Genomic DNA, 11,546 nt, shown 5'->3' with positions numbered 1-11,546 from the left:
GGAGCGGAATGAAGCGAAAGTTTCACGTTCCGTTCTGAAGGAGAGGTAGGGGTAGAAATGCCCCTATCGACTCTAACCACTTTTGCAGAGAAAATATGCTGGGACGCAAATAAATGATTGAAGTTGCCTTGCAATACCCGATGTTTGGCCCGGAAATTCAGTGTCCCCACTGTCGCCAAACAATTCCGGCTCTAACGCTAACGGATACCTATTTGTGTCCGCGTCACGGGGCATTTGAGGCAGATCCAAAAACGGGGGAACTGGTTCACCTTCAGTCTGGGCGGCACTGGCGCCGCTGGGAGAATGAATGGTATCGCCAGCACACGCACCCGGACGGGATTCGGTTTGAAATTCACGAAGCGCTCGATCGACTGTATACTCAAGGCTACCGAGCAACTCGCGTGATCGTTGCCCAACGCTATCGGGACTTAATCAGCGCTTATTTGGAACGCAGCACGCCTTGGCGGGGTCAGGCGGAATCGCCGCGGCCGAGGCTGTACGGTTTGCCTGTGGATTTTAGCCCCGATCCCCAAGAGGACCCTTGCTGGGAAGTGATTAATTTTGATTTGGAAAAAGAGCCGGGAGTTCCGATTAGATATCCCTATTTTCGGTTGTTTGAATAGTCAGTAGTCAGTAGTCAGCAGTCAGTAGTCAGTAGTCAGTAGTCATTAGTCAGTAGTCATTAGTCATTAGTTAGTTCCTATTCCTAATGCCCAATGCCCAAGGCCCAATGCCCAATGCCCAATGCCCAATGCCCAATGCCCAATTACCCAATCTAAAATCTAAAATCTAAAATCTAAAATCTAAAATCGAATGCACCACGCCTCCATTCGCACTGCTAACATTCACCGGGCGATCGCCTTTTACGAACAGTTGGGATTTACTGTGAGCGATCGCTTTACCACTGGTTACACTCTAGCCTGTTGGATGGAAGGTCTCAACGGACGCATCGAACTAATTCAAATCCCGGAACCAAAACCCGCACCTGATGCTTTCGGAGACGAGCATTATGTTGGATATTATCATTTATCTTTTGATTTAACTGAGGCGACAACTGACTTGCCTAGCTGGTTGCAGTCTCTGAAAGAACGGTTTGAGGAAGCTGCTAAAGACCAACCAAACCAGTTTCAAGCTTTGAAAGTTTTATTAGAACCGACTCAACAGGCGATCGGGCAAAATGTTTACGAAGTAGCTTTTATTGCCGATACTGATGGTTTGCCTTTAGAATTTATCCGGCGGCTTAATTAGTCGATCGCTAATGACTATGGATAATCATTCTCTCTCTCAATCGGAAACTGAGAATAGTTATTACTCTTAATCCCTGGTAACGTTCCCGACCAACTTAACAATATTTTTATAAAATACAGTAGATTTTTAACTCACAATCTACTATATTTTATTTTTGACTATACAATATGAATATCTATTCATACTATCAGGTGTTAAAATAAACCCAGGAAAAACCATGCAAAAAGCCAAATTGAGCGATTCCGGCTGCTGTAGTCACGACGACGACCACGATCGCAGCCATGAGAATCATAACCATGACCACGACCACGGGAACGGAGATTTTAACCTGAATCAAGAATTGATTCCTGTGATATTGGTTGTTGTACTATTTGTCGGCGGTTTAATTTTTGAAGAAAAACTGCACAACACGCCCTATTCTATAGGTGAATATCTGGTTTTCATCCCAGCCTATCTTTTAAGCGGATGGAATGTTTTAACTATTGCCGGCCGCAACATTCTGCGAGGTCGATTTTTTGATGAAAATTTCTTAATGACTGTAGCAACACTCGGCGCTGTCGCTATTCACAAACTCCCTGAAGCAGTCGGGGTGATGTTGTTTTTCAAAATCGGAGAACTTTTTCAAGAATTTGCCGTAGGGCGATCGCGTCAATCGATCCGATCGCTTTTAGAAATTCGCCCAGACAGCGCCAACCTCAAAGCAAAGGGTGAAATCAAAAAAGTTGCACCAGAAACAGTAGCTGTCGGCGATATCATCCTTGTCAAACCGGGAGAAAAGATTCCCTTAGACGGTGAAATTATAGACGGCAATTCTCAGATTGACACATCTGCACTAACTGGAGAATCAGTACCTCGAACCGTGAAAGTTGGAGAAACAGTTTTAGCAGGAACAATTAACCAGACAGGAGTTCTCACCGTCAAAGTTACCAAACTATTCGGTGAATCTTCAATCTCCAGAATTCTGGAATTAGTAGAAAATGCCAGAAGCAAAAAAGCTGAAACTGAAAAATTTATCACCAAATTTGCCAGTTACTACACGCCTTTTGTAGTATTTGCATCGCTAGCAGTGGCTTTAATTCCGCCTTTGTTCATTTCAGGAGCAACTAATGCAGACAGATTTTTATGGGTTTACCGCGCCCTAGTCTTGTTAGTTATTTCCTGCCCTTGCGGATTGGTTATTAGCATTCCTTTGGGATACTTTGGGGGAATTGGTGGTGCAGCCAAACGCGGTATTTTGGTTAAAGGCTCGACTTTTTTAGATACCCTGACAGCAGTCAAGACAGTTGTTTTGGACAAAACAGGAACTTTGACAAAAGGAGTTTTTAAAGTAGCACAAATTGTGCCTACAAATGGTTTTTCCCAAACAGAGTTGATGGCAATAGCTGCTAAAGTAGAATCTCAATCAAATCACCCAGTCGCGAAATCTATTCTGGAAGCTTACGGCGGAAAGATAGATTCATTGGATGTGAAAGATTACGAAGAAATCGCGGGACACGGCATCCGAGCAAAAGTAAATAATCAAATTGTGCTGGCGGGAAATGACCGTTTGCTGCACCGAGAAAATATTGCTCACGATCTCTGCAATGCTGAAGGTACAGTAGTACATTTAGCGGTAGACAACCGCTACGCTGGGTATATTTTGATTGCTGACGAGCTTAAGGAAGACGCTGTACAGGCTATTCGCGACCTCAAGAAACTGGGTGTTGAGCGAATCGTGATGCTCACAGGAGATAATCAAGCTGTAGCCGATAGTGTTGCGAGAAAGCTCGGTTTAGATTCCTACTTAGCCGAGTTATTACCCGAAGGAAAAGTAGAGGCGATCGAAAAACTGATCGGTCAATCTAAAAAAGGCGAGAAAATTGTCTTTGTTGGAGACGGAATTAATGATGCACCAGTGCTTGCTAGGGCTGATGTGGGCATAGCGATGGGGGGTTTGGGCTCCGATGCGGCGATCGAAACTGCCGATGTTGTAATTATGGCAGATGCACCGTCAAAGGTGGCTGAAGCCATCCAAATTGCCCGAAAAACTCACAATATTGTCTGGCAAAATATCATTTTTGCCATGTCAGTCAAAGGCATATTTATTGCTTTGGGTGCTTTTGGGTTAGCTACAATGTGGGAGGCAGTTTTTGCTGATGTTGGGGTGGCTTTAGCAGCTATTTTTAATGCGACTAGAGTTTTGAAATAGAGTTTTCGCAGGGCGGGCATTGCCCACCTTACGCCACAATTGAAACATACATTTTGAGGTCAAAAATACTATGCGTCGTCAAAGTTCTCAGCCCTGGATTCACCGCTATTCTCGTCCCATCACGGCAGGAATTGCCTCGATAGGGGCTGCGATCACTGCTTATCTAACAGTGGTCAAGTTATCCAACGGAACGGCGGTAGCTTGGTTAGTGGCTAGTATTATAGTAGGATTAAATAGTTGGCTGTTATTACAAACCATTTTCTAGCAATCTGAAGCTAAATAAAACTACAAAAATAAAACCCGCCGGCGCGGGTTTCATCTTAAAGCTAATTGTTAATAAGTGCTAATTTCAACTACTTACTTTTTAGGAACAAGAACCTCATTAGCGGCCACGGGACGCGCCGAGGAAGCAGTAGTTTTCAAAAGTGCGATCGCCTGCGCGTAGCAAGGATCGTCCTTAGTCGCAACCAACATCGGTTTGTTAGCTAATTTCAGCTTTTGTTCGTCGGTGACTTCGACTTTAACATCGGGAGTAACCCCCTTCTGGCTGATATCCGTACCGTTGGGAGTATAGTAGTGAGCGATCGTCACCGCCAATCCCGAACCATCAGCCAAAGAATGCACCGACTGCACCAAAGCTTTGCCAAAAGTTTGGCCGCCGATCACAGTTGCGCGCTTATTATCCTTCAGAGCACCAGCCAAAATCTCGCTGGCGCTCGCCGAGTTGTCGTCCACGAGCACCACCAAAGGCTTGTCAGTGAGCGCAGTGCGATTTGCCTTCATTTCCTGAGAATCGCCCGTGCGATCGACTGTGCGGACGATCGCCCCTGTATCCATCCACATCCGAGCGATATCAATACTCACTCGCAGCAACCCGCCGGGATTCCCCCGCAAATCCAACACAAAAGCGTCAGCTTTCTGAGCCGTGAGCTTTTTAATCGCCGCCTGCATTTGTTCGCCCGCGTGGGAGCTAAACTCTTGTAAACGGATGTAACCGACATTCTGACCGCCTTCATTCTTGAGGCTGTAGCGAACCGCTGCTACCTCAATTCTCGCCCTAGTCAGAGTGATGTCAAATTCACTTTTGCCCTCACGAGCAATCCGCAGCGTGACTTTCGTGCCTTCATCGCCCCGAATTATCTGAGCCGCATCCGAGACAGTCATGCCTTTGGTAGTTTTGCCGTCAATCACCAAAATCGTATCGCCCGCTAGAATCCCTGCCTTCAGGGCCGGGGAATTTTCCATCGGCTCGACTACCCTAATCGCTTTCGTTTTCTCGTCTTCTTCCAGCCTCATCCCCACCCCTGTCAGTTCCCCAGAGGTTTGATTCGTCAGCGCTTCGTACTGCTTCGGGTCCATGAAGCGGGTGTAGGGGTCGTTTAATTTCTCTAGGGCTTTGCGGAGGGCCGTGTAGGCAGCTTCGCGAGAGGTATAATTTTTGCTCAGCAGTTCTTGGCGGGTTACTTGCCAGTCAATCTTGTTAAAGCTGCCATCAACATAGTCTCGGTTCACAATTTGCCAAGCTTCATCTAAGACAGCTTTGGGGCTATCTTGAAGTTCGGCGCGGACTGATTGGCTCAGGCCGGGAACGAGTAAAGATATCGAAGCGGTTGTTGCCATCGCCCCACTGAACAGGGCTGCCTGTAACTTAGAAAAGCGTTTGCGGGCTTGATTCATTGAATTTGGCTCAATTCGATTTTAGATTTTTGATTTGAGATTTTATATTGCTAAAAAATCTCACACTACTACTTAAACTATTGTGTGGAGGCTCCACCATCCCTTTGGACAGTCTAACGAGATTCATAGTCGATCGCCAACCAATTATTACTCTCTTTCAATAAACTTAATTTAAAACTTGGATTTATAAAGTGCCGTGGAAGCTAAAATCGAACAATTTTCGCGTAAGTGGTTGAGCCTGCTCCTTAATGGAGTTATTGGTCTAGCAGCGCTGGCGGGGGTCGTCGCCATGCAGTCTAGCGGGCAGTTAGGCGGAATGTCCCCAGTTGGCGTTCAGGGGCAAAACCCGCCCTCTGGAATATCCGCTGCCAGTTTCAAGCGAGCCGCACAGCAAGAAGCGCAGCAAGAAGCCCTGCGGCTGAGAATGCTCAAAACTATCCCTAGTTTTGGATTTGATAATTTAATTGCAGATTGGACATTTCTCAAATTTTTGCAGTATTTTGGCGACGACGAAGCGCGAGATGTGACGGGCTACAATCTGAGCCAAGATTATTTTGACATAGTTACGCAGCGCGACCCGCGGTGGGCTGACATCTACCTGTTTCTCTCCACAGCTATTTCTTTTTATCAAGGAAACCCTGAAACTGCTGTTAACTTTATAGAGCGTGGTACTAGGGCCCTTGCCCTTTCGCCCCAACTTCATTCCCAATCGTGGATAGTGTGGCGAACGAAAGGTATTGATGAGTTGCTGCTGTTGGGGGATATTCCCGAGTCAATTCGCTCCCACGAAATGGCCGCTGATTGGGTGGAAGGAACCCCAGAAGGAGCTTCATTGGCGCCGAGGTTTCGAGCAACTGCTGAGTTTTTGCGCCGAGATCCCGATAGCGTGCCGGTGCGGTTTACTGCTTGGAGCACGGTTTATGCTCAAACAACTGATAAGTTGGTGCGTCAAAGGGCGAGACAAGCTCTTGTCAAGTTGGGAGCTCAGGTGCAAAAAGATCAGGATGGAAACGAGAGTTTTATTTTGCCCCCTCGAAAGTAAGCAGAAGGAAGAAGGAAGTTCGGCAACGGATTGTGTAACGGATGTAACGGATGTAACGGATATCAGGAAGAAGGAAGAAGGGAAATGCAGCCGCAGTAATAGTTTCAGCTATCAAGAATGTCCTAAATGTCAAGACGGTTGACTGTAATTCTCCAATCCAAAATCCAAAATCTAAAATCTAAAATCGGCTTGAGTTAGTTCGCGCCATTCACCGGGTTTGAGGCCTTCGAGACGCAAATGCCCGATCGCACATCTGACCAGCCGCAGCGTCGGAAACCCTACTGCTGCGGTCATCCGGCGCACTTGACGGTTGCGGCCTTCTGTCAGAGTCATTTCCAGCCAAGCTGTCGGCACGTTTTTGCGAAATCGAATCGGCGGTTCGCGGGGCGGCAAAGCGGGTTCTTCTAACAATAATTGCACTTTTGCCGATCGAGTCCGATAATCTTGAATTGTGACACCTGTCTGCAAAGCAGCGATCGCACTTGCATCAGGAATTCGTTCCACCTGCACCCAGTAAGTGCGGGGGTGAGCGAATTTCGGGTCACTGAGGCGGTGCTGCATTTGTCCATCATCGGTTAGCAGCAACAAACCTTCACTATCGCGATCGAGCCTTCCCACTGCATAAATGTTAGGAATAGGAATATAGTCTTTGAGAGTGCTGCGTTTAGTTTCGCTGGAGTTGTCAGTGAATTGAGTTAAAACATCATAAGGTTTGTAAAATAGAATGTAACGATAGGGCATAAGCAATTAACAAAAATGTACTAATATCAATAATCCTGTAGGGGCGGGTTTCACCGACAATAATTGGCTAAAACTCACAATCTCAAAAACCCGCCCCCACCCAACGTCAAACCACTTTCTATCTCTCTTCTCTCCCTCCTCTGCGCCCTCTGCGCCCTCTGCGGTTCATAAAAAAATAAATCTTGTTAACCAAAGATTCAAACCAGCTCTAAAATCTTCAGCCTTTAAGAGCCTCGCAAATCTCAACTACCCAATTTTACCATGCCCGAAGCCACACACCGCGTTTGCATCGTCTTAGGAACTCGCCCGGAAGCGATTAAACTAGCCCCAGTAATTCAACTGTTCAAAAATTCGCCAACCTTTGACACCCAAGTAATTTTAACCGGTCAGCACCGAGAAATGGTCGAGCAAGTAATGCGAATGTTCGATCTAAAAGCCGATCGGGATTTAGCAATTATGCAGCACCAGCAAACCTTGACGGATATTACATCCCGGAGTTTGCAGGGTTTGGAAGCCTTGTTTAAAGAATTGCAGCCCCAAATCGTGTTAGTACAGGGCGATACAACCACAGCGTTTGCCGCTGCTTTAGCTGCATTTTACCAGAAAATACCCGTAGGTCACGTAGAAGCGGGATTGCGGACAGACGACGTGTTCAATCCTTACCCCGAAGAGGCTAACCGACGGTTGATATCTCAGCTCACACGGCTGCATTTTGCCCCGACAGAGCTGGCTCAAGAGAATTTAGGGCGATCGGGCGTTTTGGGAGAAATTCACCGTACAGGCAACACAGTAATCGATGCCTTGCTTTCTGTCGCCAAACGCCAACCAGAATGCAACATTCCCAATTTAGATTGGAGCAAATATCGCACTATCTTAGCAACAGTTCACCGCCGCGAAAATTGGGGAGAACCATTAGCAGGAATTGCGCGGGCATTTCTCCAAATTTTAGATAAGTTTCCCGATACAGCCTTGCTCTTACCTCTACACCGAAATCCCACAGTCAGAGAACCTTTAAAAGCTCTTTTGGGCGACCATCCGAGAGTCTTTTTAACTGAACCTTTAGATTACGCAGAATTAGTAGGAGCAATTCAGAGATGTCATTTAATTTTAACTGATTCCGGCGGCTTGCAAGAAGAAGCACCTAGTTTGGGCAAGCCAGTTTTAGTATTACGAGAAACCACAGAAAGACCAGAGGCAATTTCTGCGGGTACTGCTAAACTGGTTGGTACTAATTCTGATATAATTACAGCAGCAGCGGCAGAATTGCTGAGCAATGCGGAAGCATACAACGCAATGGCAATGGCAATTAATCCCTTTGGGGACGGTTTGGCCGCCTCGCGGATTTTGAAAATTGTTGAAGAGTATTTTAGTTAACTACTCCTCGATTATTCGGCGGTTGAAAGCGCAACTATACAAACTTTCTTACCCGCAGAGGGGGACTAATTCCTGCTAAAAAAACTCGGTTTCTACCTCGCTTCCCGAATTACCAATCCCCACCGCCACCCCCACCACTAGACTCGCCCCCGCCAAAGCTACCCCCGGAGTCGCTACTGCTATAGTCACTGCGGTTATTGCCCTGATAACGGCTGCGGGAGGGGAAAGGAGATTTCCCAGAAAATAAGCTGCCAAATATCCTGAAGATAATGAAGCAAGGTATAAATGCTATGAATAAGAACCCAAGTAAGTCATAGATTGGATTCGATGAATCTTCACCTGTGGAGGTACTATTGCTAATAACTGGCGATTGACTAGGTGTTGGTGACGGTTTCACCCCTTGAGATGGTACGATTGGAGCCAAAGGTAGCGTGGTTTGAGATTGAGCATTTACCGTCGGAGTTTGTAAAACATTTACTAACGCCTTTGTCCCGGCTAATGTACCCCCGTCAAAGTCCTGCTGTTTAAATCGGGGCGTAATTTCGGCTTGAATAATGCCCACTGCTTTAGCATCCGGCAAAATGCTTTGAATGCCAGAACCTGTTTCAATTTGAACGCGGCGTTCCCCCGAAGAAATCAACAATAAAACTCCGTTATTTTTACCTTTCTTGCCAATACCCCAAAAGTTAAATAGTTCTGTAGCAAATGCTTTTGGTGTCGCCGATGGTTTAGTACCAGTCACTGTCACAACAGCGATTTCTGAGCCATTTTTCGCCTCTAAATCCGAAATCATTTGATTTAGCTGAGTTTCGGTGCTGTTGCTGAGAATGTTTGCCTTGTCCGTTACCCAAGTGTTATTTACTTGACGGGGATTCGGTACTTCTTGTACTGTTATAGCTTGGCTTGTTAGGGGAAATGCAATTGCCGAAAAGCACAGCAAACTGCTCCAGATTATTTGTTTATTGCTAAATTGTAACTGCATCGCTTCAGTCTCCTGAATAACTGCTAGTCTGAAATTGACATATATCTGTCCGCCTAATTACCATTAAATAACCAGCTCGCTGTGATGTCAATTCAGATTATTCAGAAGTTGGATTCATAAAAATCATAATTTTAGGTGCGCCGTGGGTACCCTACATTTATACTCTTGCACGCACGGGTGGCGAGAAACCGGGTTTTTTACCAAAATAATTGCTGAAAACAGTCAATCTCGGTTCAAAAACCCGGTTTCTTAGTGGGCGAGTGCAAGTGTGAACTAATTTAGATATTTTTAAGGAGAGGGAACCGGTGGCAGAAAATTGCTGCTGCCTTTATAACCGGATAAAATAGCCAGTTTTTCCAAAGATTGCCGCCCCGTGTAATATTTCCCCCGAATTTCCCAAGTGGGATAAGCTTTAATATTGGCAGCTTTGCACAAATCCGGTTGAGCATCTTTGCCTCTGGGATCGCACTCAATGTAAGTAATTGCGGTAAATGCTTCTTTGCCGAAAAGTTCTTGTTGCGTGTGACAGTGAGGACACCAGTAAGCACCGTACATTCTAGCTTTGATGGTCTGCAAATGGGTTGCTAAAGCTATTTGATCCGGCACGGATTCGCTGCGAATAGGTGGCGCTTCTTGTTCGGTAACAGGCTGTGCGAAAGGGGGAGGAGGAGGGAGGGTTTGTGCTAATTTTTGAGTGGATTTGTTGTTGAAACTGAACTGTGCAATTCTTCCGTCTGCTTTGGTACTGACGAAAATCCCCAAAGTCAGGAAAATGCCGATCGCACAAAAGTTGAATTTGCTTACTCTCATCTTGGATTTCATCTTGAATTTGCTAGGATTTCGCGAGCTTGATTCATAGCCTCTACAGCATTGTTTACCACAAAGATGTTAAATTGTGCTAAACATTTAAAAAAAACTTGACTTTCGGCGCTGTGATTTAACAATATAACTTGTTTGTTAGCTTTGAGGGCGAGGGCGATTTCCGAAGCAGTGCCCGTGCCCGTACCGCAGGCAATTATTACATCTGAAGAAAGAACGTTAATGTTATTTCTGGCGTTTCCCATATCGGTGACGATCGCAATATCTACAGATTCAGAAATGCCGCGAGTGTCATTCCCCGGAAGGATGCCGACTGTTAAACCGTTAGCTGATTTTGCTCCTTTGTTGGCGGCATCCATGACGCCGACATTTCTGCCGCCAGTTAGCAATATCCACCCTGCTTCGGCGATGAGTTGCCCGAGTTGATAGGCGTTTTCTAAGTCAGTTGATGCGGCACTTTCGCCGGGGCCCATGATGCCAATGATGATTTTTTTCATAGTTTATCGGTGAATATGGCGTTATTAATACTTGCTAGTTTTTTTGCACTATCTACGAATGTATGTTATCATAAAAATAGTGGTAACTCTAAACAGTTTGTGAGCCAAATAACTTCAGGGAGTTTTCTAGTATTTTTACAATATATGCTGATTTAACATTAAGAAGTGAGAGATAACATGAGTGTCGCCCCAAACCAGGAAACAAAGCTGATGGAAAAAATCCGTAGTTTACCGCCCGATAAAATTACGGTATTAGAAGATTTTATCGATTTCCTTTTAACGCGAAGTGAAGATCGTCTTCTCGTTTATACTGCAACTAAACTCTCAGAAGCAGCTTTTGCTAAAATTTGGGATAACCCAGAGGACGCGGAGTATGACGAGTTATAATTTTGGTGACGTGGTTTTAGTTCCGTTTCCTTTTACAGATCAAACTACCACTAAAAAACGTCCAGCAGTTGTTATTAGTTCTGACGTTTATAATGCAGAATATCCCGATCGCATTCTTATGGGTATAACTAGCCAAGTTAGCATTAGCCCAAAAGTCTGTGATATTATCATCACAGATTGGCGATCGGCTGGGCTTTTAAAAGCTTTTATGATTAAGCCAGTTATTACGACAATTGAGATGCAACTGATTCTCAAAAAATTGGGAAGGCTTCAAGATGTAGATATCCAGTCTTTGAAAGAGGGATTGATTGGAATTATAGGGGAGAAGTGAGCGAGATCCTTTCTGAATTGTCCTTAGAAAGGGCGATCGATCGGGAGCATCTCATATTGGTAAAAACACTTCTTCTGGCTCCTTCCTTCTTCCTCTTTCCTTCTGCCTACTCCCTCAAAACTTAGATTTCTACTTTGGCTGCAAAAGTGAGATGCTCCCGATCGCTCTTCCGCATTTTCCGAAAAATAGCAGGGTGGATTAATTGTCCCCAAGTAAATTATAATAGTCGAGCGCGATCGGACGATCGTCCGATCGCGCTC

15 protein-coding genes are annotated in these 11,546 nt (G+C 45.4%); 9 read left to right on the top strand and 6 right to left on the bottom strand.

Annotated features, from left to right (window positions below):
* Positions 1-113: 113 nt before the first annotated feature.
* From QT984_RS28995 to QT984_RS28980, 4 genes are all read left to right on the top strand, one after another.
* Complete coding sequence (locus tag QT984_RS28995; RefSeq protein WP_333058340.1) at positions 114-623, top strand: TIGR02652 family protein; 510 nt, start codon at positions 114-116, stop codon at positions 621-623.
* Positions 624-813: 190 nt separating this feature from the next.
* On the top strand, positions 814-1,248 hold the full coding sequence (locus QT984_RS28990) for a VOC family protein (RefSeq protein WP_333040106.1): 435 nt from the start codon (positions 814-816) through the stop codon (positions 1,246-1,248).
* Between the two features lie 217 nt (positions 1,249-1,465).
* Positions 1,466-3,436, top strand: a complete 1,971-nt coding sequence (locus QT984_RS28985) for a heavy metal translocating P-type ATPase (protein ID WP_333234228.1) — start codon at positions 1,466-1,468, stop codon at positions 3,434-3,436.
* A 70-nt stretch (positions 3,437-3,506) separates the two neighbouring features.
* Positions 3,507-3,701 (top strand): hypothetical protein, encoded by a 195-nt coding sequence (locus tag QT984_RS28980; RefSeq protein ID WP_333234229.1) that lies wholly within the window; start codon positions 3,507-3,509, stop codon positions 3,699-3,701.
* 92 nt (positions 3,702-3,793) lie between these two features.
* Here the strand turns inward: QT984_RS28980 and ctpB are convergent, their stop codons facing one another.
* Positions 3,794-5,113 (bottom strand): carboxyl-terminal processing protease CtpB, encoded by a 1,320-nt coding sequence (gene ctpB / locus QT984_RS28975; RefSeq protein ID WP_333375504.1) that lies wholly within the window; start codon positions 5,111-5,113, stop codon positions 3,794-3,796.
* 196 nt (positions 5,114-5,309) lie between these two features.
* Here ctpB and QT984_RS28970 point away from each other — a divergent pair, with 196 nt between their 5' ends.
* Both QT984_RS28970 and QT984_RS28965 read left to right on the top strand, forming a co-directional pair.
* Positions 5,310-6,155, top strand: coding sequence for a hypothetical protein (locus QT984_RS28970; RefSeq protein WP_333338953.1), 846 nt, complete (start codon positions 5,310-5,312; stop codon positions 6,153-6,155).
* Positions 6,118-6,297, top strand: coding sequence for a hypothetical protein (locus QT984_RS28965; RefSeq protein WP_333234233.1), 180 nt, complete (start codon positions 6,118-6,120; stop codon positions 6,295-6,297). Before QT984_RS28970 ends, QT984_RS28965 begins: the two co-directional genes overlap by 38 nt.
* A gap of 29 nt (positions 6,298-6,326) precedes the next feature.
* On the opposite strand, the gene QT984_RS28960 is transcribed toward QT984_RS28965, so the two are convergent.
* Positions 6,327-6,896, bottom strand: coding sequence for an rRNA large subunit pseudouridine synthase E (locus QT984_RS28960; RefSeq protein ID WP_333375501.1), 570 nt, complete (start codon positions 6,894-6,896; stop codon positions 6,327-6,329).
* A 261-nt stretch (positions 6,897-7,157) separates the two neighbouring features.
* On the opposite strand from QT984_RS28960, the gene wecB reads away from it, so the two are divergent.
* Complete coding sequence (gene wecB, locus QT984_RS28955; protein ID WP_333264346.1) at positions 7,158-8,270, top strand: non-hydrolyzing UDP-N-acetylglucosamine 2-epimerase; 1,113 nt, start codon at positions 7,158-7,160, stop codon at positions 8,268-8,270.
* 109 nt (positions 8,271-8,379) lie between these two features.
* On the opposite strand, the gene QT984_RS28950 is transcribed toward wecB, so the two are convergent.
* The 3 genes from QT984_RS28950 to QT984_RS28940 form a co-directional block, all read right to left on the bottom strand.
* Positions 8,380-9,252, bottom strand: a complete 873-nt coding sequence (locus tag QT984_RS28950) for a TPM domain-containing protein (RefSeq protein WP_333375499.1) — start codon at positions 9,250-9,252, stop codon at positions 8,380-8,382.
* 288 nt (positions 9,253-9,540) lie between these two features.
* Positions 9,541-10,062 (bottom strand): hypothetical protein, encoded by a 522-nt coding sequence (locus tag QT984_RS28945; protein ID WP_333058332.1) that lies wholly within the window; start codon positions 10,060-10,062, stop codon positions 9,541-9,543.
* Positions 10,063-10,070: 8 nt separating this feature from the next.
* Positions 10,071-10,568, bottom strand: coding sequence for a TIGR00725 family protein (locus QT984_RS28940; protein WP_333058331.1), 498 nt, complete (start codon positions 10,566-10,568; stop codon positions 10,071-10,073).
* A 210-nt stretch (positions 10,569-10,778) separates the two neighbouring features.
* Here QT984_RS28940 and QT984_RS28935 point away from each other — a divergent pair, with 210 nt between their 5' ends.
* Both QT984_RS28935 and QT984_RS28930 read left to right on the top strand, forming a co-directional pair.
* Positions 10,779-10,955, top strand: coding sequence for a toxin-antitoxin system, antitoxin component, Xre family protein (locus QT984_RS28935; protein WP_333212743.1), 177 nt, complete (start codon positions 10,779-10,781; stop codon positions 10,953-10,955).
* Positions 10,942-11,286 (top strand): type II toxin-antitoxin system PemK/MazF family toxin, encoded by a 345-nt coding sequence (locus QT984_RS28930; protein ID WP_333058329.1) that lies wholly within the window; start codon positions 10,942-10,944, stop codon positions 11,284-11,286. Before QT984_RS28935 ends, QT984_RS28930 begins: the two co-directional genes overlap by 14 nt.
* A 23-nt stretch (positions 11,287-11,309) precedes the next feature.
* Here the strand turns inward: QT984_RS28930 and QT984_RS28925 are convergent.
* Positions 11,310-11,546 (bottom strand): hypothetical protein (locus tag QT984_RS28925; protein ID WP_333058328.1); only part of this gene is annotated, 237 nt, incomplete at its 5' end.

Origin of the sequence: Microcoleus sp. Z1_B2 (assembly GCF_036700325.1) — a bacterium.
Lineage (GTDB): Bacteria > Cyanobacteriota > Cyanobacteriia > Cyanobacteriales > Microcoleaceae > Microcoleus.
Note: the sequence above shows the minus strand (reverse complement) of the source record. Positions and strands in the feature narration are given on the sequence as shown.

Coding starts and splice junctions, on each gene's coding strand:
- QT984_RS28990 (WP_333040106.1), top strand. CDS start 814: ATGCACCACGCCTCCATTCGCACTGCTAACATTCACCGGGCGATCGCC.
- QT984_RS28995 (WP_333058340.1), top strand. CDS start 114: ATGATTGAAGTTGCCTTGCAATACCCGATGTTTGGCCCGGAAATTCAG.
- QT984_RS28950 (WP_333375499.1), bottom strand. CDS start 9,252: ATGCAGTTACAATTTAGCAATAAACAAATAATCTGGAGCAGTTTGCTG.
- QT984_RS28930 (WP_333058329.1), top strand. CDS start 10,942: ATGACGAGTTATAATTTTGGTGACGTGGTTTTAGTTCCGTTTCCTTTT.
- QT984_RS28935 (WP_333212743.1), top strand. CDS start 10,779: ATGGAAAAAATCCGTAGTTTACCGCCCGATAAAATTACGGTATTAGAA.
- ctpB (WP_333375504.1), bottom strand. CDS start 5,113: ATGAATCAAGCCCGCAAACGCTTTTCTAAGTTACAGGCAGCCCTGTTC.
- QT984_RS28940 (WP_333058331.1), bottom strand. CDS start 10,568: ATGAAAAAAATCATCATTGGCATCATGGGCCCCGGCGAAAGTGCCGCA.
- QT984_RS28980 (WP_333234229.1), top strand. CDS start 3,507: ATGCGTCGTCAAAGTTCTCAGCCCTGGATTCACCGCTATTCTCGTCCC.
- QT984_RS28985 (WP_333234228.1), top strand. CDS start 1,466: ATGCAAAAAGCCAAATTGAGCGATTCCGGCTGCTGTAGTCACGACGAC.
- wecB (WP_333264346.1), top strand. CDS start 7,158: ATGCCCGAAGCCACACACCGCGTTTGCATCGTCTTAGGAACTCGCCCG.
- QT984_RS28965 (WP_333234233.1), top strand. CDS start 6,118: ATGGAAACGAGAGTTTTATTTTGCCCCCTCGAAAGTAAGCAGAAGGAA.
- QT984_RS28960 (WP_333375501.1), bottom strand. CDS start 6,896: ATGCCCTATCGTTACATTCTATTTTACAAACCTTATGATGTTTTAACT.
- QT984_RS28945 (WP_333058332.1), bottom strand. CDS start 10,062: ATGAGAGTAAGCAAATTCAACTTTTGTGCGATCGGCATTTTCCTGACT.